Origin of the sequence: Pseudomonas sp. A0308, assembly GCF_044218815.1 — a bacterium.
Taxonomy (GTDB): Bacteria; Pseudomonadota; Gammaproteobacteria; order Pseudomonadales; family Pseudomonadaceae; genus Aquipseudomonas; species Aquipseudomonas iridis.
This window is the reverse complement of the sequence record NZ_CP162581.1, coordinates 3351670-3377055: the sequence shown is the minus strand read 5'-3', so window position 1 is coordinate 3377055 and position 25386 is coordinate 3351670. Positions and strand designations below refer to the sequence as shown.

Genomic DNA, 25386 nt, shown 5'->3' with positions numbered 1-25386 from the left:
GCAGATATGCCATCCCGCATGACGCGGAATGAGGCTCAGTGTGGTACAGGAATCAAATGCGGGGAGGTCGCCATACCCCTGATGGGGTTTGCACAGGATGGGAATCTATGGAGATGGACGCTTCGAGGGGGCTAGATAGGGTCACCGGAGGCTTGACGATGGAGACTTGCAGCATGCCGCCGGTCTTGCACTCCTGGCCCGGCTTACAGGGTTTTCCGTGCTCGGTGGGACTTTTCATGTCATGGCAGCAGTCTTGGCCCATGCCGTCCATCATTGCCATGCCCATGGTTTGCATGGGGCACGGCTCTGTCGGCGCCTGAACACCCGCCATCCCGCTGAGGGGAAGCGCAAGGCTAATCAGTAAAATCAGGCAAAGCCGTAGATAGCGTGTCATGTGCTGAAGTGTAGCCAGTAGAAATGGTGCTAACAATCACGTTCCAGGCTTCTTGGTTAGGTGCCAGACACCTCTATTCCGCGCTCATTTCCATTTCAGGACTTAGCGTGCCTAACCATGCGACAAGACAGATGATGAGGATTGCCATCAGGAATTCGAATTTCATGCTGCGGCGCAAGGCATTGACCGCTACAGAGTATTGACCATTGCGAACTGAGCGCTCCAATAGCGGGCTTAAGTGAAAGCGGTTCAGCGTGGCTAAAACGATCATTCCAGCAAAGAGCAGGATCTTCAAAAACAGCAACTGACCATAGGTACTCAGCATGACCTCATCAAGGTTGGGACCGACGATGAAAAGGTAATTTACTACTCCCGTTACGCTTATGATCGCAACGACCACACCGCCGGCCGACTCAAAGCCAGTCAGCACGCGGGCAAGAATTCGTGCTTCCTCTTCACCCTTCAGTGATTTCAACCGCAGCAGTAGGGCGAAGGCCGCTAGAGCACCCAACCAGCCACCCGCCGCTAATAAATGGAAAATATCGCTGAGAAAATGCCAGTAGCGGCGGCTGCCTTCGTCCATGGCACCATGCCCTGTCCAGGCTAGCGTGGCCAACGCGATTGCTCCACAGACGGTGACGATCCAGAGGCTGGGTGTCGGAAATCGTTTATTCAACGCGACGCCCAGAATTGCCCCCACCAAGGCGGCTATCCGAACCATCCAGGTCAACCCAACATCGGTGCCCATGATGACCATTTCAAAAATGTGATGATGTAGCTCCATAAGCTCCGATACACCGCTCATTGCTTTTGCAAGCAACAACATCGCAGCAAGGGACAGAGCTACACCTGCAACAGAGGTACCGTAAAGAAGCGACTCAAAGTTCAAGACCGTGCCCGATACCCTTTCCTTTCCCTTGAGGCTGTACAAGCCAAATATGGCCAGTCCAAATAACAACATCAGGTCAAAATAGAGAGTAAAGCGAACCACGATATTTAATGAGTCGCTCATGGATCATTTCACTTTGAATGAAAAGTTGCCGGTGATCGGGTGAGTATCCGAGGACACTGCACGCCATTCAACTTTGTAGGTGCCGGTGGTCAGCGGTGCAGCCGGCGTAATCACCATAGTTTTCGGATCACCACCAGCAGCGACGGCGGCCTTTACACCCATTGGTGAGTTAGGCATGCCAGGCATGTCGGTCATGATCAGCTTTGCACCGGAGAACTGAGTGGTGAGATTCTCAGAAAAATGCAGTTCGATTTTCGACGGAGCCGCCGCATCCGAGCCTTCTGCCGGAGTGGAAGCAAGAAGTTTTGGATGTGCCTGGGCCACTGCACTCAGAAGCAAACCAGCAGTGATTGCAACCGCCACGGACGTAGTTTTAAGGAATGACATGCAAGACTCCTCACAGCAAGCGCTGTTGATTCGAGGTTTTTTGGGAGGAACTAGTTTTTAATTTCGTTAAAAACCACTGTTGATTAACTCGGAGCCCCCGTCCTCTTCGCCAAGTTGAACAGGAGAAACTCGCTAGCCCTAACGTCACAGTGCGAGAACACGATGCCACACGATCACAAACTGTTCGATTACATTTCAGTCAGCTTGATACGATGTTTGGCATCTAATCGTTGAGCGTAGCAAGGCCTGGAGAAGAGACGGCGTACCGCAGGACCGGGGAGTTCAATCACTCCGCAAATTCGCAGAGGCGTAGCTAACCGCAGAACGCCAAGACGCCGTTGATCACAAATGTTTCCTCGCTCAGCTAACCGTGGAATCGACGGCCGGAAACTCAAGATGAAAAGCCGTTTTCCCGTCGCCTGACGTACACCAGATCTTGCCATTGTGCGCTTCGACAATTGATCGGGTAATCGACAGACCTAGCCCTGCGTTGCTCGGACTTCCTTCTCGCCGCGCTGGGTCCACGCGATAAAAACGATCAAACAGCTTTTCAAGATGTTCGGGGGCAATGGGCTCACCATGGTTTTCCACGACAACCGTTACCGACGCGTCCTTGTGCTGAATATCGACACTGATTGACGTCCCTTCATAGGTGTAGCGCAGCGCATTTGAGAGTAGATTGGAAATCGCTCGGTGGAGCATAAGGACATCACCTCGCACGCTCCCCCGTCCTGAAACCTTAAGCTCGATCCCTCGTTCATCAGCCAACAGGCGGTAGTACTCAAGCAATTTTTCCACGACAGCCACCAGGTCTATTGGCTTGTTCTCGTGCGTAATTAGACCATTGTCAGATTTCGCCAGAAAAAGCATGTCATCAATCATCCGGCTCATGCGCTTCAAGTCATCAAGATTGGAGTACAAATTGTCTTCGTAGTCCTCGATGTTTCTTTTTCTCGAAAGCACCACTTCAGTGTGGGTCATCAAGTTGCTCACGGGGGTCCGTAGTTCGTGGGCAATGTCTGCCGAAAAGTTGGATAACCGGACAAATGCATCGTCGAGCCTGGATAACATGGCGTTGAACGACAACACCATCTGTTGAAGCTCTTTCGGAACGGGTGCCAGGGGAATACGCTCCTTGAGTGATTTTGCTGACATGGAGGCAGCTACCCGTGTGACCTGGCGGATAGGCCGCATGCCACTGCTAGCTACCATCCAGCCGAGTGCAGCACTGACCAATGCGCTGATCACCAACCCTATCCAAAACCATCGTTCGAGCGTCTCGAAAAAGGACATATGCTGAGTAACGTCAAAAATCAACATGACAGTTAATGGCCTTTCTTGTCCCGTCACTACGGATTGGGCAGTCACACCACGGAACATCTGCTCTTGCTCCCGCCATTCCCAGACGGTTGTGTTTGTGGTTGTGCGAAACGCCTTCGGAACGTCGACCGGGCCGGGATCCGCAAACAGCACCTTGCCGTCGCCATCGATGATAAGCGCAGTCAAATCACGGTGTGCGCCCAGCAGCGCTTCTAACTCCGGTTTAGCCTCGCTGAATTGATCGATGTTGCTCAGCCCGGACAAGATCCGCTGAGTCGAGTGGAGTTTTTCGTACAATGCCTGCTGATCCAGCATCTTAAAATGATGCCGGCTGAGGTTATTGAAACTGAGTCCGGCGACCGTGAGCACAGCCGTTACCGCGAGCATAAACATCAGACTCATACGAGTCGTCAGGGACATCCGGTTCATCACGACTCCGAATCTGGTGCATCGAGCATGTAACCCATTCCCCTTGAGGTATGAATCAACTTGACCTCAAAATCGTCGTCTATCTTGGCCCTGAGCCGTCTCACTGCAACCTCGATAACGTTGGTATCGCTGTCGAAGTTCATATCCCAAACCTGGGAGGCGATAAGAGACTTTGGCAGCACCTCCCCTCGACGACGCAGCAGAAGCTCAAGCAACGCAAACTCTTTGGCCGTAAGGTCTATGCGTTTGCCTCCTCGGATGGCTCGACGCTTGAGCAGGTCCACTTCAAGGTCAGCCAGTTTCATAAAGGTTTGCGAAGGTGCGCTGCTACCGCGACGCAGCAACGTTCTGACTCGAGCAAGCAATTCAGAAAACGCGAAGGGTTTGATCAGATAGTCATCCGCACCGAGTTCAAGTCCCTTCACTCGGTCTTCAACGCGGTCTCTGGCGGTGAGAAAAAGCACCGGGACGTCTTTCCCGGAAGCGCGAACCTTCTGCAGGACTTCCCAGCCATCCAAACCCGGCATCATGACGTCGAGAATCAGCAGATCATAGGCTTCGCTCAAAGCGTGCTGAAGCGCCTCTTTTCCATTCGTGAAACGGTCGACATTGAACCCGGCCTCGTTGAGCCCTTGCTGCAAATAGATACCTATTTTTGGTTCGTCTTCAGCGACAAGAAGTCTCATGAGGTCGTTCTCAGATAATGGTTAAGCGGAGTCTGCAACGAAAACTGGCAGCCAACCAGCAACTGACAGAAAAGTAATCTTGGCTTCAGGTAGATGTCAGCGAGTGCTGGCTAGGGTTCAGACATGAGTACTTTATTGGTGCTCGACCGACCTCTGAGCGATGAATCGTATGGAAGTCGGATTCCCTCATGAGGAGCTACCCCTATGAACCGCCTGAAAATGCTGTTTTTTGTAAGCTCGATACTGGTCTCGGCTTCTGTGTGGGCTGAAAGCGGCGGAGATCGAGTCATTGAGCGTATGGAAGGTTTGCGCGACAAGGCCGAAGCCACGTTGATGAAAGCTGAACAAGCCCCTGAAGGAGAGCGTCACGTCCACATGGCAGAACACATGAAGATGCTTGGGGACATCATGAGCCAGCTCCACAACGATCACCCAGATGCCTCAATGTCACCCCAAGAGCATCTAGCCTGGATGGAGAAGCACGACAAAATCGTTGATGACGTTTTGCGCCAGATGCAGCGCGAGCACAAATTGATGCTTTCAGAAAACCATCAATAAACGCCCCCTGGATAAGTTCTTGTCAGCATCTTGTTGCGGCGTCAATTGGACGCCGTATCTATTTAGAAAACTGACAAAGAAGTAATGCCCAAGTCAGTTAGCTGGCAGCTGAGCATCATTAGCATAGCCAATGTTCCCACGTATTCCTGAGGTCACCATGAAAACTACGCTCGCTACTCCGTTCATCGCAGCAATGACCCTGTTTTTCGCTGCCACGGCTATGGCTAATGCAGGGCATGGACAAGACGACATAGGCCAGCCTGGTGTGGCCTCTGACGTTACCCGCACGGTTGAGGTCGAGATGGGCGACATTTTTTTCAAGCCTAAAAGCATCGACGTAAAACCTGGTGAAACAATCCGCTTTGTCCTTCGCAACGAGGGTTCGCTGCTGCATGAGTTCAACATCGGCAAAGCCGCTGCTCATGCAGCACACCAGAAAGAAATGGCAAGCATGTTCAAGAACGGAACACTAAGCCCTACCGGTACCGGGAAGATGAGCGGCATGAGCCACGGCATGGGCGGAATGAAGATGGTCGCAATGGAGCATGACGACCCTAACAGTGTCCTGATTGAGCCTGGCTCAACCCAAGAGCTGATCTGGACCTTCAACGACAGTGCAGGGCTTCAGTTTGCCTGCAACGTGCCGGGGCATTACCAATCGGGAATGGTCGGCGAGTTTGATCTGAAATAAACCGGAGTCGGCTATTTCTGCCGGCCCGACGCAAGAGTTGGCTACGCTAAGTCGCAAGTAACATAGCAACGCTTACTCAGCCGGGGTCCGTGCGGAAACATCACCGCACCACTGTGGAGCCGCAAATAATCGTTGTACTGAATATGCTCATTTCTAGTAGCACCTTACAAGGGGAATAGACATGCCTACCACCTCTGGCCATCACGACCATAATCACACCCATGCTGCTTCCCAGGATGATGCTGATCTACATGACCCGGTGTGTGGAATGGCAGTCACTTCGTCGAGTAAATTTGCTGAGACTTACCAGGGACAGACGTATCGGTTCTGTAGCCTGAAATGCCAGGAGAAGTTTCGAGCGGACCCTGAGCGCTACAGTGGCCACGTGGTGCGCGACGAGTCAGGCAGCACAACGCCGGAGTCTGCGGTACAAACGGGCGCTGAATTTACGTGCCCGATGCATCCTGAAATACGGCAGACCGGACCCGGTAACTGTCCTAAATGTGGCATGGCACTAGAGCCTGTCATGCCGGCGCTTGATGAAGAAGAAAATCCTGAACTCCGGGATTTCAATCGCCGCTTCTGGTGGTCGCTGCCCTTAACCGTGGTCGTAACCGTGCTCGCGATGGCGGGTCACTCGTTACAACTTCTTCATGGTTCAGCTCAAAACTGGATCGAGTTCGCTCTGGCGACACCCGTGACCTTATGGGCAGGATGGCCTTTTTTTGTAAGGGGACTGGCCTCGGTTAAAAATCGCAGTCCCAACATGTGGACTCTGATTGGGTTGGGCACCGCCGCAGCTTATCTGTACAGCGTCATAGCAACGCTCTTCCCCCAAAGTTTTCCCTCCAATTTCATGCAAGATGGACGTATCGGCGTTTACTTCGAAGCGGCAGCGGTCATCATCTCGCTCACGTTGCTTGGCCAGATCCTTGAGCTCAAAGCCCGATCACAAACTTCCGCCGCCATTAAGTCTCTTCTCGGCCTTTCGCCCAAAACTGCACGCCGGATCAATGCCGATGGCCAGGAGGAAGACATTCCTCTCACACATGTGCACCTGGGAGACCACTTACGGGTCAGACCGGGTGAAAAGGTGCCAGTTGATGGTTCGGTACTTGAGGGTGAAAGTGCGGTGGATGAGTCGATGCTCACTGGCGAGCCAGTCCCGGTAATGAAGAAAGCTGGAGATAGCCTGATCGGCGCCACGCTGAATACGCATGGGAGCCTGGTGATGGAGGCCCAGAAGGTCGGTGCCGAAACCATGCTGTCCCAGATCGTACAGATGGTCGCGAGAGCTCAGCGTTCCAAGGCGCCGATGCAACGAATGGCCGACTCGATTGCCGGCTACTTCGTGATGGGTGTTATCGCGATTGCGATAATGACATTTATCGGTTGGGGGCTTTTCGGCCCTGAGCCCAGTTGGGTGTTTGGTCTAATCAACGCTGTCGCCGTGCTGATCATCGCTTGTCCCTGTGCGTTGGGACTTGCTACGCCTATGTCGATCATGGTGTCGACAGGTAAAGCAGCCAGCATGGGTGTTTTGTTCAGAGATGCCAGTGCAATTGAAAGCCTTTGCAGAATCGACACGCTGATTGTCGACAAGACAGGCACCCTGACAGAGGGACGGCCCGTGTTTCACAGCGTGGAGGCCACTCCCACCTTCAATCCCGACGACGTCCTTCACCTGGCTGCCAGCCTTGATCAGGGCAGTGAGCATCCTTTAGCACATGCGATCGTCGATCACGCCCGAGCCGAGAACATAAAGCTCACCAAGCCCGAATCCTTTGAGTCGGATTCGGGTATCGGCGTCAGTGGCGTTGTCGATGGCAAGAAGCTCCAGCTGGGGAACACAGCGTTGATGGAAGCCGCAGGCGTGAGCACCAACTCCCTACAAGAGCGCGCTGAGGTGTTGCGACTTGACGGCATCAGTATTATCTACCTCGCCGTCGACGGCGCATTGGCAGGTTTGTTGGCCGTATCAGATCCGATCAAGCCAACCTCAAAAGAGGCCGTCACCAAGCTTAAGGCTCACAACGTGAAAATCATCATGGCTACTGGGGACGGGCTTACTACCGCTCGGGCTGTCGCCAGGGAGATGGGGATTGAAGAGGTCCACGGTGAAGTCAAACCCCAAGACAAGGAACGTCTGGTGGCAGACCTACAGCAACACGGGCGAAAAGTGGCCATGGCAGGTGACGGTATCAACGATGCTCCGGCCCTGGCGCGAGCAGATGTGGGGATAGCCATGGGAACGGGGACTGACGTGGCGATGAATAGCGCGCAACTCACGCTGGTCAAAGGTGACCTGATGGGGATCTTACGAGCACGAGCTCTTTCGGTCGCCACAGTTAAAAACATGCGCCAGAATTTGGGCTTTGCTTTTCTCTACAACTCAATGGGTATACCTCTTGCCGCTGGTTTGCTCTATCCATTGACGGGGCACCTCCTGTCGCCAATGATCGCTGCCATAGCCATGAGCGTCAGTTCCGCGTCGGTAGTTTTCAATGCATTGAGGCTGAGGAATACCCGAGTTGACTGACCTTCAAAATTGCAGCGGTTTTAACTCGGGGGGAATGGCGATCCATGTGCTTTCTTCAATCCCTTTAAGCGCGCATTCGCCCTTTGCACAGCGGCCATTTTTTCGGGCCGCTTCATGCGCTTCCACTTTCTGATGTCTTCCTTATTCCGCCCGCAGCTCACACACAGATCACCACTGAGTTGGCAAACCGAGATACAAGGATTCTCGATTTCTTTTGCCATGGTCAGTCCCCCTTAGCTTTATGTAGTTGAGCCACGCGACGTTTCCAGTCGCCTATGTGCGTGCGTTGGCACTCTTGCTCCGAGTCAAAGCGGACATTGCGGTCTGAAACAGGCAGGTCAAGATTGGCCTCTTTCAAGGCGATCGCCGTCAACTCAAAGATGCGGGCCTTCGCGTCAATCTCGGCCCGCTTCCTGTCAGCCAGGGTTTCGAACACCCAGATGACCTTCAGGGTTTCAGCCAACGCACTTAGGTCAGCGGTGTGAGTGAGCCAAATAAACCCCTTTATCTCGTCCTTTGCTGTTTCGCACGCGTCGGTGAGCGTGACGATCAACTGGCGCTCGATCCGAGCCAGTTCACGTTTACCGGGCGGCATCGGTGTGTCCTATAGAGGTTGTGCTGGACAGGCGCTGAGTCATGTCTGCCGGAACTCGACGGTCAGGTGGCTGACTTCGTGAACTGTTTTGAGACGCTCACGAATGCTCTCGGCGTTCACAGTGGCTTCACCTAGAACGCTGACGATCGCCGCGCACGCTTGAGGTCCCACCCTCCAAACGTGCAAGTCTGTAATGGTAGCGCCACCAGGTTTCTCAACGAGTTCGCGGATTTCCTCGGCAACGTGCGCGTCGGTCTGATCGAGCAACACGCCCGCAGTTACCCCCATCAAGGTCCAGGCCCAACGCGCGATAACGATAGCGCCGACGATACCCATGACCGGGTCGAGCCACACCCAACCCAGATATCGACCGGCAAGCAAGGCAGCGATGGCCAGAATCGACGTCAGCGCGTCTGCAACGACGTGGACATAGGCGGACCTCAAGTTGTTGTCGTTTCCGTTGTAGGCATGAGGGTGATCGTGGTCGTGCCCATGTCCATGTCCATGCCCATGCCCATGCCCATGACCCAGCAGCAGGGCACTGACAATGTTGACGAGCAAACCGACAACGGCGATGAGGGTCGCGGTGCCAAACTGAACCGGTGTTGGCTGCAACAAACGCATGAACGATTCAACGCCAATGCCCAACGAAATCATGCCAAGAATCAGCGCCGAGGCGAACCCGCCCAAGTCTCCAACCTTTCCTGTACCGAAACTGTAGCGCTGGCTGGTAGCGTGGCGTTTTGCGTATCCGTAAGCGGCCGCCGCGATGCCCAATGCGCCGGCATGGGTTGCCATGTGGAAGCCATCGGCCAGTAACGCCATCGAACCCGTGATATAGCCGGCGGTGATCTCCCCGATCATCATTACCACCGTGAGTGCTACAACCCAAAGCGTACGCTTGGCATTCTCATCGTGCGCTGAGCCTAGAAACACGTGGTCGTGTGTGTAATCGATGTCGGTCCTGCTCATACGTGTTTACCTGGATGCATTCACTTGGAGTACCGGCGGATAGCTTCAAGAAGCTCTTCGACGCCCTTGTTACGCTCTTCTTCGCTGAGCGCGGGGTTCGCGACATGTGCTCGTGCGTGATCCTCGATGATCTCCTCCATCAGCCCGTTGATGGCACCCCGAGTGGCCGCAACAAGATGTAGTGTCTTGGCGCAGTCGAAGTCCGATTCCAATGCTCGTTCAACAGCTTGAATTTGCCCGGCAATACGTTTTACACGTTTAAGAAGATCGTCTTTGTGTGATGCGATATGACCCACGCTATACCCCCCCTACCTATATAGGGTCGCATGATAGGCCTCCCCCCTATACCTATGCAAGGTTCGCGGGAGGACAGATCAAAGCCGTTGACGAAACGAGAGGCATACAAAATCGTTGGATCAAGCGAGAGAGCCGCAATGTTGCCGTTAGCCGACCTTTACCGACGAGAACAATAGGGCGCACTCCTGGAAACCGTTCAAATGGTAGCGAGCTAATTAGCAGCCGAGTGGTCAAGTCCCGTAAAACTTCTCGAAATCTGCGCTCACGGCTTTGATTAGATAATCGTTGACCTTGCCATGGTGTCAACGTCGATGCTGTCGCTGCGGGGAAAAGACACCGCTCAGCACGAGGGTAATTCACATGGTCGTCTTAGATGTATCAGGCATTGGTTGCGGCAGCTGCGTCGGCAAAATCACCAGAGCGATCCAGGCACTGGACGACAACGCTACGGTCTCCGTCGATCGATCAACCGGTAAGGTGAGTGTTGAAAGTAGCGAAAACGCTGAACAGCTCCGTAAAGCTGTGGAGGCTGTTGGTTTTCCTTCCAAGATCAGCCATTGAATGGAGACGCCTGCTCCTGAGTAGAGCGTCGTCTGATGGTGAATACCTTTGAATCCGAAAGTACCTGAGCCGCTGTATCGGCCAAAGTTGGCTCGCATGCGCCTATGCTGCTAGTCACCGCGCAGAGCTTTGAGCAAACCCTTGAATGCTCCATTTAGCCGAGTAAAAGCGGCATCGAAACGTATCGCGTTTTCCGTGTATTTCGCGACCTCGACCTGCTGATCGACAGTATTTTGGTCCAAGGCAGGCTGAGCCGGCGTGCTGTAAAGCAAGTCGCGCCCGTATATAGCCACCGCCGATTCTTTCTTAAGAAAATGCTTTGCGTTTGTTGTTTTCAAAGAAAACGCAGTGGTAGCAGGTTCTTTGGTTTGGCTGGCGAGCACAGTAGAAAAATCCAAGTCTTGGGCTTTGAAGTTCGGAGTGTCAGCGTTCGCGATATTGTTACTTAAGATCTCAGCTCTTTGGCCACGATAAACTAACGCTCTTTCTGCGGAGCCTAATGCTTTCTCAAAATTAATACTCACAATTAATCACCCTCGGTGGCATTACTATCTTCTTTGATCATTGAACACCCAGCTGTTGCAGCAGAGCATTCAAGTCTCCTATTAATTTTAATGCAGAGACCTAGAACATCGCCTCCGTGAGAATTAATGGAACCCAAAGCAATGATTACACTTCAATCTTATATTCAATAAAAGTCGCGCAATGCGAAAAGATGGAGACCATACGTATTAAATAGCGTGTACTTCAAGAAAAATATTCCAAACTGACACAACTGTAATATTGGCCTAAGCTTCCTGACAGGGGGTGTCTCTTATAGTCCAACTGAGTCTTTTGCTCACCCCCAAAGAGTCCAATCCATGATGTGATTCAGAGGGGATATTTTCACACATCTGAGGTAGCCCATATGAACACCATCAAAACCTTGTTCGTCGTCGCAGCGCTGACTGTTTCCACTCTGGCCATGGCTGAAGGCGGTGGTGACCGGACTTTCGCACGTATGGAAGTGGCCAGGACGAATTCGATGGAATCGTACCAGGTAGCTCAAACGCAGAGCGCTCAACCGCCTGTCGCTGAAAGCAAAGCCAAAGCGATGGACCATAAAAACTGCTGAACGATCAGGCACGCGGCCAAGCTGACAGAAATGTAATCACGAAGGTGGTTTAGATGTGGCAATTTCTGAGCTCGCTTGCAATGAAAAATTCGTCTTTTTTTCGGTACGCGAAGCTCATCTTGCCAACTCACGGGTTGATTTGAACGGCTCCCTTTTGACTGATTGGAAATAAACGGCATGCATTCCAAAACCTCTAGACGGACATTCGTTAAAGGCCTGGCCGCCGGCGGCATCCTTGGCGGCCTTGGTCTGTGGCGCACTCCTGTATGGGCAGTGACCAGTCCCGGCCTGCCGAGCGTCCTCACCGGCAACGAATTTGATCTGTTTATTGGTGAAACGCCGGTAAACATCACTGGCTCGCCGCGCACAGCCATGACCATCAATGGCTCGTTGCCGGGGCCTTTGCTGCGTTGGCGCGAAGGGGAGACGGTCACTCTGCGCGTGAAGAACCGTCTGGATCAAGACACCTCCATCCACTGGCACGGCATTATTTTGCCTGCCAACATGGATGGCGTACCGGGTTTGAGCTTCCACGGCATCGCGCCCGACGGCATGTACGAATACAAGTTCAAGGTGCATCAAAACGGCACGTACTGGTACCACAGCCATTCTGGGTTGCAAGAGCAGGCAGGTGTTTACGGGCCAATAGTCATCGATTCGAAAGAGCCTGAGCCGTTTCAATACAATCGCGACTATGTGGTGATGCTGACTGACTGGACCGATGAGGATCCTGGGCGCGTCATGGCCAAACTCAAGAAACAATCGGACTACTACAACCACCACAAACGTACCGTGGGCGACTTCATCGACGACGTCAGCAAGCAAGGTTGGTCTGCTGCCGTCGCCGACCGGAAAATGTGGGCCGAAATGAAAATGAACCCAACTGATCTGGCAGACGTCAGCGGGGATACCTACACCTACCTCATGAATGGCCAAGCGCCGAACGGCAACTGGACCGGTATTTTTAAGCCTGGCGAGAAGCTACGCCTGCGCTTTATCAATGGCTCAGCGATGAGCTATTTCGATGTTCGCATTCCTGGTTTGAAAATGACCGTGGTGGCGGCCGACGGCCAATATGTCCAACCAGTCAGTGTCGATGAATTCCGAATCGCCGTGGCAGAAACCTATGATGTGATTGTTGAGCCTGCCACCGAGGAGGCTTACACAATCTTTGCCCAGTCCATGGATAGAACCGGCTATGCGCGGGGGACCTTGGCAGTTCGTGAAGGACTGAAAACACCGGTACCGGCGATCGATCCGCGTCCGCTGTTGACCATGGATGACATGGGCATGGGCGGTATGGCTGGCATGGACCATGGCAGCATGGCTGGCATGGGCGGCGGCGATATGAAACAGGGTGACATGTCAGGTATGGCTGGCATGGATCACAGCAAGATGCAGGGAATGGACCAAGGTGACATGACCGGGATGACCGGCATGGGCAGCGGTGACATGACCAACATGGCCGGCATGGACCATAGCAAGATGGCAGGGATGGACAAAGGTGACATGTCCAACATGGCCGGCATGGACCACAGCAAGATGGCGGGGATGGACAAAGGCGACATGTCCGACATGGCCGGCATGGACCACAGCCAGATGGCAGGGATGGGCGGTATGGGAGGCGAGATGCAATCTCACCCAGCGTCCGAAACCAACAACCCGTTGGTTGACATGCAGGCCATGAACCCAACGCCAAAACTGAACGATCCAGGTATCGGTTTGCGGAACAACGGTCGACGGGTGCTCACTTACTCAGATCTGAAGAGCACTTTCCAGGACCCTGATGGCCGAGAGCCCAATCGCACCATTGAGCTGCATCTGACCGGTCACATGGAAAAGTTTTCCTGGTCCTTCAACGGCATCAAATTTTCTGATGCTGAGCCCCTTCGTCTTAAGTACGGGGAGCGTCTTCGCATCACCTTGGTAAACGACACCATGATGACGCACCCCATCCACCTTCATGGAATGTGGAGCGACCTTGAAGATGAAAACGGCAAGTTCATGGTACGTAAGCACACAATCGACATGCCACCGGGTACCAAGCGCAGCTATCGAGTAACCGCCGATGCTTTAGGTCGCTGGGCCTATCACTGCCACCTGCTTTTCCATATGGAAATGGGCATGTTCCGTGAAGTACGGGTTGATGAGTAAAGGAGACGATCTGTGAGCACACACCTAAATCGTAAATCGCTGATCGGTTGCCTCTTTGCTTTTGGCCTGATGGGTGGATTCTCCTGCGTAGCATTGGCAGTCGAAGAACGTGGTGATCCTTCACCTGCTACTTCTGCGGATGCGCCGAACAAGACTGCGACCACGTCAAACGAGGCAACGCCGAATCACGCGACGATACCTCATACCAAGATGCGCCATGAGTCGATGGATCATGACCATGAAAACAAGAAGGCGGATTGAGATCATGACCAAGAATTTTTTACGCCCAACGTTGATGGTATTGGCAGTTTCTACGAGTCCTGTCTTCTTTGCCGTGGCTCACGCCGCTGAAGAGATGGATCACTCGAAGATGAACCATGGCTCCATGGGAGCGATGGACCATAGCAACATGGGGGCTATGGACCACAGCAAGATGAAAATGGACGACGGTCAAATGACCGGCATGGAAAGTATGGATGAAGGGACGACGACAACCAGTCGAACCCCTGTCCCCGTACTTACCGATGCTGACCGTGCAGCCGCCTTTCCAGATGTCGCTGGTCATGGTGTCCACGACAAAACAATCAACTCTTTCATGCTGCTGGATAAGTTTGAATACCAGGATGCTGACAACGGTAGTGCGTTGGCTTGGGATGCGAAAGGATGGATCGGCGGTGACATTGATCGACTGTGGTTGCGCTCGGAAGGCGAACGTACCAATGGCGTGACGGAAAGTGCTGAATTATCCGCGCTCTGGGGGCACTCCATCGGACCGTGGTGGGACGTCGTCACCGGTGTACGACAGGATTTCAAACCAGGGTCTCCTCAAACCTGGGCCGCACTCGGCATTCAGGGCATGGCCCTCTACAACTTCGAGGCCGAAGCGACTGCCTACATCGGTGAGAACGGTCAATCGGCTGCTCGACTGGAAGGCGATTACGACATTCTGCTGACGAATCGATTGATCTTGCAGCCGACGGCCGAGGTCAATTTTTATGGGAAGAATGACCCTCAGCGCGGCATCGGGTCCGGATTAGCCAACACCGAAGTGGGGCTCCGATTGCGTTATGAGATTGTCCGCCAATTTGCCCCTTATATCGGGGTGAGTTGGAGCCGTTCCTATGGCAATACGGCAGACTTTGCACGTGAGGAAGGTGAAGATGCCAGCGAGGCACGCTTTGTCGCCGGTATCCGGATGTGGTTCTGAGAACCGGGCATGAAGATTACACTGAAGGCACTGATAGCTGCTGGTCTGGCCACCGTAGCAGCGGCTGCCGGCGTGGTATATTTCGGCGTGATCAATGTCGGGGCGGATGATCCCCACTCTGCCCCTGTCTACGCGCTACTTTCTATTGCTCGGGATCGCTCGATCGAAGTGCGCTCGCGCGACATTCAGGTCCCCGACCTGAGCCAAGAAGCCCTCATCCGTGAAGGTGCTGGCAACTACAACTCGATGTGTGTCGGTTGCCATTTGGCTCCGGGCCTTACAGGCACCGAACTGAGTAACAGCCTTTACCCCGCACCTCCGAACCTTTCAAAACTGGGCGTCGATGGGCACCCAGCCGCAGCTTTTTGGATCATCAAGCACGGCATCAAATCCACCGGCATGCCCGCGTGGGGCAAAAGCATGGCCGATCCGTACATATAGGGGATGGTCGCATTTCTCCAGCAGCTTCCGTCACTTGATACAGAGCAATACAAAGCCCTGATCACGAGTAGCGGTGGCCATCAACACGGTGGTGGCGAAAGCGTGATGCACAACCATGAGGGTCAACATGGAACGACCCAGGGGCAAAGTGGCGCAGGTGCTGCCAACCAAAGGGCGGAAGTCCGCGCTAATGATGACGAGAAAAACACGGCACATGCCCATGGCCCCTCCGCAGCGCCGTCTGCAAAGGAGCCTGCGGACCACGCCGATCATAAGGGTAGGGAAGCTTCAGATGACGCGGCCCCGACTCCAACCGTACAGCCCAAATCACATACACATACTGATGGGAAGGAACATACCCATGCGAAATAATTCTCTTCGTCGCAGACGGGCACTTCGTCTCGCTGCTCTCGTGGCTCTGTTCATCAGTTCAGCCAGTCACGCAGCAGAGCCATTGACGATCGATGTACATCGCGACGCTAATTGCGGATGCTGCAAGAAATGGGTCCAGCACCTTGAAGCCAGCGGCTTTACCGTCGTTGATCACGTGGAAACCAACATGAGCGCGATCAAGCGCGGTCTCGGGATTTCTCCTGAGCTCTCGTCCTGTCACACAGCAACCATCAACGGAAAGTTTGTTGAAGGTCACGTGCCCGCCGAGCAAATCATTGCGATGAGCAAACGTGATGACCTGCTCGGGATTGCCGTTCCAGGCATGCCGGCCGGCTCCCCAGGAATGGAAGTGGACGGGAAACATGACGCGTATAACGTAATCGGCTTGTCAAAGGCAGGCACAGACCACGTCGTTGCTGAATACCCCGAAAACTGATCTTCTAATCTCACTCCTGCATGGTGAAGGTCATGGCCGTGCAGAGGACATAGCTCATTTCGAACGTAAAAAAGGCGCCACTAGGGCGCCTAAACCACCTCCCAAACCAAAGGAAAAACAAGGAGGCGGGATGTATCAGGTGGTCGAGCAATTGTTTACTGTACGTTAGAAACACTTCAACTGACGGACATGATTTCATAAAATGGATAACTTCAGCCTTTCCTGAAAATTACTTCTACGTCAGCGAGCAGTAAGCTAGTTTCGGACAAAGGAGAATTATGCAGTTCTTAAATAATTTTCATTGTCTAGCTTCCATGGGGGCAGTTGTCGGCCATGACCTTATATTCCACGGTGTTAAGCTTGCCCGTAGAGTCTTCATAGGTCATGCGCGAAGGAGCAACCCCACAGGTTTTATTGGCTTGCGTGACACTGACGACCTTGTGGATATCGAGGTTCATACCATATTCATAATGAACAACTTCAGGAGGAGTCTTGCCGTTCCTTGAGGCATATTGCTCCATTGCTTGTTGGTTCTCTTGCATCATTCGACCATACACGCGGTCACCGCCACCTTCAGCCATGGCTAATGAAGATAAGGTCAAAATCGAAGCGGCGCAAAACGCTTTCACTGCTGTCATTGCTTTCATGATTTTCTCCTAAAGCTCAATTTACTGAGTTAAAGAGTAACAAGTGAAAGCTTTCAGAAAGCTGCCGCGAAGGTTACTAATGTGAAAGGTGGACGCTACCCCGCATTTACGCTTTCAAGCCAGATGGGATTTTTGTTAACACCAAAGGTTGGCAGACGCTGACGGAACAAAGATGCCCTCAAAAGCTTATTTGAACCGGTGGTCCCTCCCAATTCCTCGATACGCCGGTAGACCTGAGCAGGGCCTCCGCGTCGACCCCGGTTCTTGCCAGGCTTTCCAGATCCCACTCGAAGAAACTGCAAAAAACCAGGAAAACCTTGCTTGATACCGCTGAGGTCAATCTTACCGTCGAGTAATTCACGGGGAGCTTCATCCTGATGAGTTCAGAGACAGTCCACACCAAAGTTCTTAGACGAAAATGCCATACTGACTCCTGATGAATCTTGATCTGTTGATAAGTAAGAGGGAACCTCTGCTTGCGTAGATCCAGCTCATGAGGTAACGAACCTGGGAGCAGCGATTGCAAATTCCGAATGTTCACTCTCTTCGGATCTTTCGTAACTTTATACAGCTCATCTACGCCCGCTTCGATAAGGGCTGCATAGGCGTCGTCTCTTGAGTCGACGGACTTTTCGACCTTAACTGTAGCTTTTTTAGGGGCATGGAGTTTTGCCATTAACCATGCGTTATCATTTTCTAGAATCCATTGCGTAGGTTTGTACGCCTTCTTCCAGAGGTACTCGATATTGGCATCGGTACGTAGCGCTAAAAGCAACTCGATTTTTTGGCGATATCTAGTTTTTTGACTAAGACGCGATTCTTCGACTTTGGGCGCTCGCGGAGAAACAGCGGCACTCAGCAGAATAGACTCATTCTTCAGAGCCTCTTCAAAGCCATCTGCACTGGAAAACAAATGAAGAGCAATGATCAAATGCCGCGCGAGCGGCATATTTAGCTGACCTTTATCTGATTTGAGCCGGATCCATTGCTCATGCTTTCCGGTGTTGTAGGCTGGATCAATCTGCGCCAAAAGCTCATCGCCGTAAGCGCTTTGGATGCTGTCGAATAGTTTTGCGATACCCGCATTTTTTCCGAAAATGAATCCGCGTTTCTTGCATTGGCGGACGTAGCACGAACTTAATACCGTACTGCCTATCGGAGGGATATTGCGTTGCAGGATATCGTGTGCGAACAGAGCGACTTTCTGTTCCATCTTTGACCCCTTGTGTATTGCTGCGCTGTTTAACGGGCTCCAGCCGCATGCGCATGGCTCAGTCAGATTGGGAAGCAGCTTCAATTTACGGTAGAACGGGCGAGAGCACTCGGGGCAGGCATGGATCAATGCGTCGCCATGACGCCAACAGACGGCAACACCGGGTATCTGGTGAGATCGATGCCAGTAGGCAGAACCCCGCTCAATCAAATCTTCCTGAACGCAGGTAGGACAAAGCTTAGCCTTGCCATGGGTGGACTCTTCTCTGCGGGGCACCCGTACCACCCCGTCATAACCCAGCGGTCCTTCGTTGTTCTCCGGCCCCTGCTTAACCCCAAGAAACGGCCGGTAAGCAGGAAAAGTAGTATTGCTACTGATCAGCTCTGCGAGATTGCTCTCCGATTGCCCCGGCAGCCTGTGTGCGAGCCTCTCGATCTGCTTGGGTACGATGCCACCAATGCAAAAGGGTTTCGATGCGAACAAATCGCGGTAGGTTTCTGTCGCGGTTCTATTGCCTGACAGATAGTGATAGCGGGTGACACGAGAGTGCAGCATTTCATCCGGCATCGACACGGGAAAAAATAATAGATCAGACATCATTTACCAATTAAAGGTAGGGGTCGAAGAGAACGTGCATCCGGGGGCAGTATATATGCAACCCGTAAAATTCTGTATCCGGTCTGGATTTGGAAATGACACAGCCGCTCAACTTTGAATCGTAGTAAATTCATCTAAACCCCGCCGCGCCCGTACTCCTTGAAATACAGAACACGTATCGATAACCCGTGTAGGTCAGCCAATGGCGATTGCAAAACTATTTCGGGTGATCGCGGGTTAGTACGTTTTAGATGATGATTGTGATGATCCAGCGTATGCCGACGCTATTCTGGTGGGTGCAAATTTTCATTAACAGAAAAACAATGTGTTCACGGTGAATTGATTTAGAACTTTTTTAGATGGAGAGAATGCCCGGCTGGATTACAGCAGGGGCCGAATGCTCGCGACTCTGTAGAGCGAAGAACGTGATATAGGCATGCCCTCCGAGAACAATTGGCGTCTAGCCCATTGCAGACGCCTATCGTGAAAGCCTTCGATTGGTTCACATACTTTTTCGAGCATTGCTGCACAGAGAGGAAGCTTGCAGAGCTGCTTTTCGAAGCGAGAAAGAACATGAAGCTCCCGACCAATCCTGGTACGCGAAATGCGGACAGGCTTACCCGCAAGAGCATAAAGCGTGTCGGCACACTGACGGACTTCGCCGGACAGTCTCGCATCGAGGGCAGCGAACATTTCGGCGCTATTCAGACGGGGCGTACGATGGGGGCTTGGGTTTGCAGTTGACTCCGAAAGCCACTGTCTGTCGTGACGATACAGCCACGCATACCCCCTGCATGCATGTGCTTTGTACAATCGATAATCAGCCTCGAAAGCCGCGCGTCTTGCGCATAGCTCAATGTGAAATCGCGCCTCCCTCCAAGCATCTTGCCCGCCGGGTACATTTCGGATGTGACGATAGACATACGCTGATGAAACGCCTAGAACGACAGCGATCTTTTTGGCATCAGCTCCTTCAAGAGCATGTTCCCACACAGCGGCTGACGAACAGTCCAGGCCTTCACCTGGCATCACCTGAGAAAGGCGCGCGTGAAGCCGAATGTGAGCTTTCGGATCACATGCCACCGCCTGTTTCACAGGGCATTGACCATGCAGCAAGCTCACCATTTCAACGCCCAGAGCACCGGCCAATAAGATGTATTTGAGCGGATGGTGAGAGGTTATAGGCGTACGAAGCAGCTTCGTGACCCATGAGGCGGGTGTACCTGCACGAACATCTCCGAGTATAGAAAATTCCCATTCTCGCGGGAGTGTGGCAAAAAAATCGGCCATGTGCTGCGCCAGCATGTGCAGGTGCAAGCGATGGTTATCAGAAGCAAGGTTGAGCTGCGTTGCCCTTTGTAAAAGCGTGTAGCGCACCGCCTCCGCCGACAAAGCAGTGACTTCAGACTCGAGGACCTGAAGTGAGCGCAACGCTATTTCGTGAAGCGGTGGCATGCACCGCAACGGGGTGTCGAGATGTACCGTGTGTGCTTGCACATTCTCATCACTCGGCAGATTAAGTTGTCGAGAGCTGCGGCTTAACCAGCGAGGATCAAGGATCCTGAGTGACGTACCGTGATGCGGACATACCAGCACGCCTGGAAGCATGTGGACCCTGTGCCAGTAAGCAACTCCCCGTTGAGCCTGATCTTGGGCAATACATTCTGGGCATAACCGCACTCGGGAGGCGAATCCAATACGGCTCGCGTTGACGCCCAGCTTTAACATCAAGCCTTTCCCATCAGCGGTCATCAGTGTCCGAGCGTGTTCAACCTGGCTCATCCTCAAAAACGGCGCATAGTAGGGTAATAATGTGTGGCGCATGAGGACCTCGGCTACCGATAGCTCAGTACCGCTGGGTAGCGCATCGACAAAATCCCCTAAATGACTCGGGAATGCCACATTTTGCGAAAAAGCTGCCGCCGATTTCAGTCCGGCAAATGCTGCTTGGCAATTACGAACACCGCAAAGACGGGCATAACGAGAAATCACGCTGTGCAGCGTCTCGTCGGGAAACGCGGCGGGGAAGAAATGGAGTTTAAGTTGCACTTCACCCCCCCTCCGACTCACGCTTTGTGATACATCGGTGAGAACTCAAACAGGTCCTCGTTGAGCCAGCCCGCAGCGCGCAGAGCGTCGAGGGGAGCGTCATGTTCGCTAAGCGCTTTAGCCTCTGAGTTTTCCACAGCAGTAGCAATCGGCGATGGGTGATCTTTCGCAAAAATGGTCGGAGATGGGTCTACCGGCTTCTCACGGGATACAACGCTTCGAAGCAAGGTGAGGCGATCCTCTCGTGCCAATCCATCGAAAACCATCATTTCGCTCAGCTGATCCTCAATCGGCAGCAAATCGTCAAACTGTCGCATCCGCTTCGGATCACGGCTACGCAGAGCTGAAAGGGCTGGCTTTAGAATCTGCATTTTTGAGTTGCTTACCTTCACCAGGATCTCGGCAGTCAAACACTCCGAGCCACTCTGGACCGCATAACGCTGACTCAATACCAGCAGCTTGACCAGGAAATCCGTGACGCCTTGAGTGTGCTCATACAGCGTGTCAAAAATCTCGTCGGTCAGCTCAGCCGTCTGTTTGCACCACTGATAGCTCCAGAGATTTTCGACCAACAACCGCCACTCCTCATCATCCTTTTCGAATCGTTTGAATTCGAGCGTACCAGCACCACAAACTCGGCGGGCAGTCCGCATGGCTTCTGAGAACAGGCTAATCGTCGAGTTCGTGCCACTGAAAACCACCGGGATACCGATGTTGTTTACCAAGTGCAGGAAAAAATTCAGCATGCTCTCCTTACCACCGGTTTTCGCCAGGTGGAGGTTTTGCAGCTCGTCGATCAACAAGGCGCCGATGAAAAACGTGCTGGCCACCTGCTCCATCTGTTGCAGCGCATCATTGATGTTTCGATGCCGGTAGCGCTTGTGGTAGTCCTTGTCTCCTAGAGCGTCTCCAACCGCATAAAAAAACTGCTGGCAAAATCCAGCCAGCGATCCATCCCGAGGGCAGTCAAGCTTCAGCCATGTGATTTGGGTATGAACAAACTGCTTTCCCTCATAGCGCTCATGACGGATTGTCTGTGGATAAAGGCTCAAGATGGCGTGGAGTGCCGTTGACTTGCCAATGCCGCTCAGGCCGACGACCGTAAACGTTTCTGCAGTGGACTTGAACGCATCGTGGTAACGCTGAGCTCCCGATAAAGAATGCAAATGCCGGACGGTAGCGGGCGACATCGGGTTACGCCCGACATACCCTCGACGGATGAGCAGTGAGAACAGGGCCTCCAGTTCCAGATGTAGCAAGAACGGCTGTACGACGGTTCTCAGCCTGTCGATACAGTGAATTCGAGTGGCTCCTTCGAGCGTCAGCTCTTTCGGATCCACCGGCTGAGGAAAGTTCGAAATCAGTTCAACAGCCGCCGCCTCCGACAATATCGGAGGCAAAGCTTCGATAAGCGGGTTACCCGCATACTCACTAATGTCCTGTCTGACGTAATTGGCGAACGTCTGTGCACCTTTCATTTTGCCTGTCCTGGCCGAATTCTTTTGAGCAAATCGATAACCTGCGCAGTCCGCTCGCCGGCATATGAATCATGCGCTTTCGGTGTCAATTCAGATTGAAGTGAAGCTGGCTCCGCCCTAACGCCTTCAGGAACAACCGCATTTTCACGCTCACGGAGACGTTCTTCTGCGCGGTTCTCGCGGATGTTTCCAGTGGCCTCTGCCTTGGTGGGCGGAGCAGGTTCCAGTTTTCGTTCTGCGAGTGCATGACTGATGATCTGGTGGACCTGATCGCTAAGCTGCACACGGCTTTCCAGCTCGGCTCGCCGGCGAGTAGGCGGTTTTTGGCGATAGGCTTCGAGCAGATCAAAAATCTCGTCCGAGCGGTAATTCGCGTAACCGGCATCCGATCGTCGAAGATCACAACGGATAAACTGCTTGGCCTCTCCCTGAATCCAAATGTGTGCCGCCGAGTTCGGATCGAACCAACACTCTATTGACCAAACGCCCCCTTTGCGAGCCTTGGCAAACCAATCTTTCTCTATGGCCATATCACACACGTAGTGCATGCCGCGAAACATAACCCCACCCTTTTGAACGGTCGCGCGCTCGCGAGGCAAGAGATGGAGGTAAACCAGCTCGTCAGGACGTTTGTTGGATTCGATCAGGTCGTTGTCGCAGGCCCAATTCCATATCCCGTTGGGTGTAGGTTCAACGCCGTCATTCATCATCGCCTGCGTCAGTCGTTCAGGCTGTCGATGGTGCCCGTTATAGTGGAGTACGCACTTGATGAGGATTTGGGTGAACTCTTTGAGATTCAGCGTGGCATCGAGCCGGTAATCTCGCTCGCCTCGCTCTTTGTCTCGCGCTGCTACCCCGCCAGGTAGCCATCTGATACCCGTCAAATCATTCAAAATGCCAAACCGACTTTCCACCATAGGCTTCCAATCCGGCCGATAAGGCGGAGCAGTGCCCATCTCAATTCCCAATCCTGACGATAGCCCCTCTGCTGCGAGTGACAGCATCTCTCCTCGGTCGGCGTAAATCTGGTGGGGCAGGTGGTGACAATTCCAATCATCTGCATTGATTTCGACGCCGTTCTGAGCGCAGAACTCGACTTTGGAGGTAAACGCGTTGAACAGCGCTTGCCTGGCCCCATTCCAACTAGGGCCCTCCAATCCTACATAGAGACCAGCAATCATTCCGGAGAAGCTATCCACAACGATATAAACTACGGGCCGGCCAATGAGCATCCGCCTGGAGTAGCTGTTGACCAAATAAATATCGGCAATAGTCGCGTCGATCTCGAACTGATGACAGGGTCCACGCAGCCAATCGCGAACGGTACCTGAAAGCGGACGGCAGTCCTTTAACCATCTCCTCAATCCTTTACGGCCACGCTCGGTTGCAATCTCGTCGAAAAAAATCTGTCCCCAATATTGGAACTGCCTCAAGCTGGGGAGTTCTGAACCAGGCAACAAACGAAGCTCTTCTTCACTGTTTTTAGAGATGTCTCGAACAGAGTAGAATCGTCTCAACATTTCGTCATATGCGCTCGAAATAGATGATTTCTTATCTCTTACATAAAGAGCATATCCAACACGGATGCATCGTTTATCAACTGCACTGAGCATCTTGGAAGGCGAAGTAAGAACGCCTTGAAATTTAGGCTTTCGCCCTGGTGGCCTGCTCGGATCATATTTTCTATCGGCAACCCCTACTGCCGTATAATTGTTAAGCAATGAGTTGCGAACTTGACCATAAAACCAATAGCGGTAAAGAAGTCGATAGATCGTTTTCCGCTGGATTCCGAGCTCTGACGCCCGTTTGCTGACAAGTCGGCCTAACTCACCTCGTACAAATATTTGTCCTGGGTATTCAGGATCTAGCAGAGGGGCGATGACGGCCCACTTTTCGTCCCGGCCTTGCTTGGCTCTCTCATCCAACTGTTCCTCAAGCACAAGCATGAACTCGGGCGTGGCAATGGCTGCTGGTTTGGTGTGACCAGACGCTAACGATCGACGAAGCTCCTCCAGACCCACAGCGTATGGCTGCCGGGGTGGGTCAGATAGATCCATCACAACTGCTAAGTCATGCGTTTCATCTTGGTAAAGGAGCCTGGCTATCGTAGCGATGACCGACAGATCGGTTACAGGCTCGAAAACGTCATTAACGAGAACAGTCATGACATTTTCTCCTTCAACGATACTTGGACAGGGCTCGGTGAAACTTCGAAGCCAGGAACTAGACCAGTAAGGTGGAGAGGAGTGTTAACCAAATCGATTTTCAGTATCTTGTTCCAAACCAGATGAAAGAAAATTGCTTGAGCGTCTATATAGGAAATGGACAGAAGTGATGCTATTTTTCTTAGACAGGTGGCCAAGGTCCACGAATATTCCCGGCTGTTTACAAGGCACTCGATAAAATTCGAATGCAACGGCGCTTTCATTAAATCACGAGAGAGCTTCGAGTACCTCCTGATTAGTCCAAGATTTTTAATCAAATCTCGTGTAAAAAACTCGTCTGTTACGATTTTCCAATCAACACCTTGGCTTTCCCAAAAACGCTTTTCAATTTCAAGTTTTTCAAGCGTTCTTTTACTTCCGTTGCCAATTAAATCTGAACGATACTTCACCGTCCTAGCTACCGATTTGAAGTTTCCGCTCGGGTCCTTAACAGTTAACAGGAAGTCTGTTGTCATCACATAAGGCAGTGTTGTTCTAGGGTATCTTGGATAGCGTACATCGATCGCCGACGCTATCGCTTGCGCACGCTCTGTGGGTAGTAAAGGGTATTGCTCCCGGATATCCACGACGTCTTCAGAAAATTCACACACAAGGAAGTAGGAACGCTCGAGATCTGACAGGAGGTGATGAATCCTCTCGATCTTCACACCTTGAATCTTGTGCGAACGACCTATCGACGGGACATCTTGTACCCGCAGCCAAGGCACGTAGCTTGCCCCGGCGCCTTCGCCAAATCCATTTGCAATGTGCCGTTCAATGTCCTGCTGTGATGCAAATTTACGACCTCGCAACCCACGCCTCCTCAGTCGATGCGGACCGCTTCACCTCGCGTCGAGAAAAAGTCGTAGAAGGACACGACCGCCAAAGCGGCCGCATTCAAAACATTTTCCAGACTACACCCGCTGAAAGTTGAAGCGATGAATCCAGACCAAAGGGAAAGCCTGGAAAGGAAAACCCCCGTAGATACGGGGGTTTGAGCCTTGTGTCAATC

General features: G+C 52.7%; 25 protein-coding genes and 1 pseudogene. 10 read left to right on the top strand and 16 right to left on the bottom strand.

The window, feature by feature from the left end; all coding sequences use genetic code 11:
* Positions 1-52: 52 nt before the first annotated feature.
* The 5 genes from AB4P92_RS15565 to AB4P92_RS15545 all read right to left on the bottom strand — a co-directional run bounded on the left by AB4P92_RS15565 (position 53) and on the right by AB4P92_RS15545 (position 4228).
* Positions 53-394 (bottom strand): hypothetical protein, encoded by a 342-nt coding sequence (locus AB4P92_RS15565; RefSeq protein ID WP_074759366.1) that lies wholly within the window; start codon positions 392-394, stop codon positions 53-55.
* A gap of 73 nt (positions 395-467) precedes the next feature.
* Positions 468-1406 (bottom strand): copper homeostasis membrane protein CopD, encoded by a 939-nt coding sequence (gene copD / locus AB4P92_RS15560; protein WP_158830534.1) that lies wholly within the window; start codon positions 1404-1406, stop codon positions 468-470.
* A gap of 3 nt (positions 1407-1409) precedes the next feature.
* The gene (gene copC, locus AB4P92_RS15555; RefSeq protein WP_074759363.1) at positions 1410-1793 is read right to left on the bottom strand and encodes a copper homeostasis periplasmic binding protein CopC; all 384 of its coding nucleotides are present in this window, start codon (positions 1791-1793) and stop codon (positions 1410-1412) included.
* 360 nt (positions 1794-2153) lie between these two features.
* Positions 2154-3542, bottom strand: a complete 1389-nt coding sequence (locus AB4P92_RS15550; RefSeq protein WP_070411942.1) for a heavy metal sensor histidine kinase — start codon at positions 3540-3542, stop codon at positions 2154-2156.
* Positions 3542-4228 (bottom strand): heavy metal response regulator transcription factor, encoded by a 687-nt coding sequence (locus AB4P92_RS15545; RefSeq protein ID WP_019816984.1) that lies wholly within the window; start codon positions 4226-4228, stop codon positions 3542-3544. Before AB4P92_RS15545 ends, AB4P92_RS15550 begins: the two co-directional genes overlap by 1 nt.
* 204 nt (positions 4229-4432) lie before the next feature.
* Between AB4P92_RS15545 and AB4P92_RS15540 the strand changes: the two genes are divergently transcribed.
* The 3 genes from AB4P92_RS15540 (at position 4433) to AB4P92_RS15530 (ending at position 8016) form a co-directional block, all read left to right on the top strand.
* Positions 4433-4786: a co-regulatory protein PtrA N-terminal domain-containing protein gene (locus AB4P92_RS15540; RefSeq protein ID WP_024616841.1), complete on the top strand. Its 354-nt coding sequence runs from the start codon at positions 4433-4435 to the stop codon at positions 4784-4786.
* 157 nt (positions 4787-4943) lie between these two features.
* A complete protein-coding gene (locus AB4P92_RS15535) occupies positions 4944-5477 on the top strand; it encodes a plastocyanin/azurin family copper-binding protein (protein WP_019816982.1) in 534 nt (177 codons plus the stop codon).
* A 181-nt stretch (positions 5478-5658) separates the two neighbouring features.
* Positions 5659-8016, top strand: a complete 2358-nt coding sequence (locus AB4P92_RS15530) for a heavy metal translocating P-type ATPase (RefSeq protein WP_158830533.1) — start codon at positions 5659-5661, stop codon at positions 8014-8016.
* A gap of 20 nt (positions 8017-8036) precedes the next feature.
* Here AB4P92_RS15530 and AB4P92_RS15525 read toward each other — a convergent pair whose 3' ends face one another.
* The 4 genes from AB4P92_RS15525 to AB4P92_RS15510 are packed head-to-tail and all read right to left on the bottom strand — an operon-like array spanning position 8037 to position 9879.
* The gene (locus tag AB4P92_RS15525; RefSeq protein WP_019816980.1) at positions 8037-8237 is read right to left on the bottom strand and encodes a DUF1289 domain-containing protein; all 201 of its coding nucleotides are present in this window, start codon (positions 8235-8237) and stop codon (positions 8037-8039) included.
* Between the two features lie 2 nt (positions 8238-8239).
* Positions 8240-8611 carry a hypothetical protein gene (locus AB4P92_RS15520; protein ID WP_045061253.1) on the bottom strand — a complete coding sequence of 124 codons (372 nt, stop codon included), beginning with the start codon at positions 8609-8611 and terminating at the stop codon, positions 8240-8242.
* 39 nt (positions 8612-8650) lie between these two features.
* Positions 8651-9583: a CDF family Co(II)/Ni(II) efflux transporter DmeF gene (gene dmeF / locus AB4P92_RS15515; protein WP_158830532.1), complete on the bottom strand. Its 933-nt coding sequence runs from the start codon at positions 9581-9583 to the stop codon at positions 8651-8653.
* Positions 9584-9603: 20 nt separating this feature from the next.
* Complete coding sequence (locus AB4P92_RS15510) at positions 9604-9879, bottom strand: metal/formaldehyde-sensitive transcriptional repressor (RefSeq protein WP_019816892.1); 276 nt, start codon at positions 9877-9879, stop codon at positions 9604-9606.
* A gap of 361 nt (positions 9880-10240) precedes the next feature.
* Here AB4P92_RS15510 and AB4P92_RS15505 point away from each other — a divergent pair, with 361 nt between their 5' ends.
* Positions 10241-10441, top strand: coding sequence for a heavy-metal-associated domain-containing protein (locus AB4P92_RS15505; RefSeq protein ID WP_019816893.1), 201 nt, complete (start codon positions 10241-10243; stop codon positions 10439-10441).
* 110 nt (positions 10442-10551) lie between these two features.
* Here AB4P92_RS15505 and flgB read toward each other — a convergent pair whose 3' ends face one another.
* The gene (flgB, locus tag AB4P92_RS15500; protein WP_019816894.1) at positions 10552-10965 is read right to left on the bottom strand and encodes a flagellar basal body rod protein FlgB; all 414 of its coding nucleotides are present in this window, start codon (positions 10963-10965) and stop codon (positions 10552-10554) included.
* A gap of 383 nt (positions 10966-11348) precedes the next feature.
* On the opposite strand from flgB, the gene AB4P92_RS15495 reads away from it, so the two are divergent.
* The 6 genes and pseudogenes from AB4P92_RS15495 to AB4P92_RS15470 all read left to right on the top strand — a co-directional run bounded on the left by AB4P92_RS15495 (position 11349) and on the right by AB4P92_RS15470 (position 16186).
* Positions 11349-11555 carry a co-regulatory protein PtrA N-terminal domain-containing protein gene (locus tag AB4P92_RS15495; protein ID WP_019816895.1) on the top strand — a complete coding sequence of 69 codons (207 nt, stop codon included), beginning with the start codon at positions 11349-11351 and terminating at the stop codon, positions 11553-11555.
* A 177-nt stretch (positions 11556-11732) separates the two neighbouring features.
* A complete protein-coding gene (locus tag AB4P92_RS15490) occupies positions 11733-13709 on the top strand; it encodes a copper resistance system multicopper oxidase (RefSeq protein ID WP_158830531.1) in 1977 nt (658 codons plus the stop codon).
* A 12-nt stretch (positions 13710-13721) separates the two neighbouring features.
* On the top strand, positions 13722-13970 hold the full coding sequence (locus AB4P92_RS15485) for a hypothetical protein (RefSeq protein ID WP_131670796.1): 249 nt from the start codon (positions 13722-13724) through the stop codon (positions 13968-13970).
* Positions 13942-14916: a copper resistance protein B gene (locus AB4P92_RS15480; protein WP_019816897.1), complete on the top strand. Its 975-nt coding sequence runs from the start codon at positions 13942-13944 to the stop codon at positions 14914-14916. The genes AB4P92_RS15485 and AB4P92_RS15480 overlap by 29 nt, the downstream gene beginning before the upstream one ends.
* A gap of 9 nt (positions 14917-14925) precedes the next feature.
* A pseudogene (locus tag AB4P92_RS15475) lies at positions 14926-15729 on the top strand (c-type cytochrome).
* On the top strand, positions 15719-16186 hold the full coding sequence (locus AB4P92_RS15470; RefSeq protein ID WP_032872163.1) for a DUF411 domain-containing protein: 468 nt from the start codon (positions 15719-15721) through the stop codon (positions 16184-16186). The pseudogene AB4P92_RS15475 and the gene AB4P92_RS15470 overlap by 11 nt, the downstream one beginning before the upstream one ends.
* A 305-nt stretch (positions 16187-16491) precedes the next feature.
* Here AB4P92_RS15470 and AB4P92_RS15465 read toward each other — a convergent pair whose 3' ends face one another.
* The 6 genes from AB4P92_RS15465 to AB4P92_RS15440 all read right to left on the bottom strand — a co-directional run bounded on the left by AB4P92_RS15465 (position 16492) and on the right by AB4P92_RS15440 (position 25186).
* Entirely contained in the window at positions 16492-16824 is a 333-nt protein-coding gene (locus tag AB4P92_RS15465; RefSeq protein WP_032872197.1) for a DUF2790 domain-containing protein, read from the bottom strand.
* A gap of 187 nt (positions 16825-17011) precedes the next feature.
* Positions 17012-18643, bottom strand: a complete 1632-nt coding sequence (locus AB4P92_RS15460; protein WP_243753519.1) for a TniQ family protein — start codon at positions 18641-18643, stop codon at positions 17012-17014.
* A gap of 381 nt (positions 18644-19024) precedes the next feature.
* On the bottom strand, positions 19025-20692 hold the full coding sequence (locus AB4P92_RS15455; RefSeq protein WP_158830529.1) for a TnsD family Tn7-like transposition protein: 1668 nt from the start codon (positions 20690-20692) through the stop codon (positions 19025-19027).
* A gap of 17 nt (positions 20693-20709) precedes the next feature.
* On the bottom strand, positions 20710-22170 hold the full coding sequence (locus AB4P92_RS15450) for an ATP-binding protein (RefSeq protein WP_019816907.1): 1461 nt from the start codon (positions 22168-22170) through the stop codon (positions 20710-20712).
* The gene (locus AB4P92_RS15445; RefSeq protein WP_158830528.1) at positions 22167-24335 is read right to left on the bottom strand and encodes a Mu transposase C-terminal domain-containing protein; all 2169 of its coding nucleotides are present in this window, start codon (positions 24333-24335) and stop codon (positions 22167-22169) included. The genes AB4P92_RS15450 and AB4P92_RS15445 overlap by 4 nt, the downstream gene beginning before the upstream one ends.
* Positions 24332-25186 carry a TnsA endonuclease N-terminal domain-containing protein gene (locus AB4P92_RS15440; RefSeq protein WP_024014928.1) on the bottom strand — a complete coding sequence of 285 codons (855 nt, stop codon included), beginning with the start codon at positions 25184-25186 and terminating at the stop codon, positions 24332-24334. The genes AB4P92_RS15445 and AB4P92_RS15440 overlap by 4 nt, the downstream gene beginning before the upstream one ends.
* Positions 25187-25386: the final 200 nt, after the last annotated feature.

What these genes read in the sequence shown, in the direction of transcription:
- AB4P92_RS15565 (WP_074759366.1), bottom strand. Translation starts at nt 394, where the DNA reads ATGACACGCTATCTACGGCTTTGCCTGATTTTACTGATTAGCCTTGCG.
- copD (WP_158830534.1), bottom strand. Translation starts at nt 1,406, where the DNA reads ATGAGCGACTCATTAAATATCGTGGTTCGCTTTACTCTCTATTTTGAC.
- copC (WP_074759363.1), bottom strand. Translation starts at nt 1,793, where the DNA reads ATGTCATTCCTTAAAACTACGTCCGTGGCGGTTGCAATCACTGCTGGT.
- AB4P92_RS15550 (WP_070411942.1), bottom strand. Translation starts at nt 3,542, where the DNA reads ATGAACCGGATGTCCCTGACGACTCGTATGAGTCTGATGTTTATGCTC.
- AB4P92_RS15545 (WP_019816984.1), bottom strand. Translation starts at nt 4,228, where the DNA reads ATGAGACTTCTTGTCGCTGAAGACGAACCAAAAATAGGTATCTATTTG.
- AB4P92_RS15540 (WP_024616841.1), top strand. Translation starts at nt 4,433, where the DNA reads ATGAACCGCCTGAAAATGCTGTTTTTTGTAAGCTCGATACTGGTCTCG.
- AB4P92_RS15535 (WP_019816982.1), top strand. Translation starts at nt 4,944, where the DNA reads ATGAAAACTACGCTCGCTACTCCGTTCATCGCAGCAATGACCCTGTTT.
- AB4P92_RS15530 (WP_158830533.1), top strand. Translation starts at nt 5,659, where the DNA reads ATGCCTACCACCTCTGGCCATCACGACCATAATCACACCCATGCTGCT.
- AB4P92_RS15525 (WP_019816980.1), bottom strand. Translation starts at nt 8,237, where the DNA reads ATGGCAAAAGAAATCGAGAATCCTTGTATCTCGGTTTGCCAACTCAGT.
- AB4P92_RS15520 (WP_045061253.1), bottom strand. Translation starts at nt 8,611, where the DNA reads ATGCCGCCCGGTAAACGTGAACTGGCTCGGATCGAGCGCCAGTTGATC.
- dmeF (WP_158830532.1), bottom strand. Translation starts at nt 9,583, where the DNA reads ATGAGCAGGACCGACATCGATTACACACACGACCACGTGTTTCTAGGC.
- AB4P92_RS15505 (WP_019816893.1), top strand. Translation starts at nt 10,241, where the DNA reads ATGGTCGTCTTAGATGTATCAGGCATTGGTTGCGGCAGCTGCGTCGGC.
- AB4P92_RS15495 (WP_019816895.1), top strand. Translation starts at nt 11,349, where the DNA reads ATGAACACCATCAAAACCTTGTTCGTCGTCGCAGCGCTGACTGTTTCC.
- AB4P92_RS15490 (WP_158830531.1), top strand. Translation starts at nt 11,733, where the DNA reads ATGCATTCCAAAACCTCTAGACGGACATTCGTTAAAGGCCTGGCCGCC.
- AB4P92_RS15480 (WP_019816897.1), top strand. Translation starts at nt 13,942, where the DNA reads ATGACCATGAAAACAAGAAGGCGGATTGAGATCATGACCAAGAATTTT.
- AB4P92_RS15470 (WP_032872163.1), top strand. Translation starts at nt 15,719, where the DNA reads ATGCGAAATAATTCTCTTCGTCGCAGACGGGCACTTCGTCTCGCTGCT.
- AB4P92_RS15465 (WP_032872197.1), bottom strand. Translation starts at nt 16,824, where the DNA reads ATGACAGCAGTGAAAGCGTTTTGCGCCGCTTCGATTTTGACCTTATCT.
- AB4P92_RS15460 (WP_243753519.1), bottom strand. Translation starts at nt 18,643, where the DNA reads ATGTCTGATCTATTATTTTTTCCCGTGTCGATGCCGGATGAAATGCTG.
- AB4P92_RS15450 (WP_019816907.1), bottom strand. Translation starts at nt 22,170, where the DNA reads ATGAAAGGTGCACAGACGTTCGCCAATTACGTCAGACAGGACATTAGT.
- AB4P92_RS15445 (WP_158830528.1), bottom strand. Translation starts at nt 24,335, where the DNA reads ATGACTGTTCTCGTTAATGACGTTTTCGAGCCTGTAACCGATCTGTCG.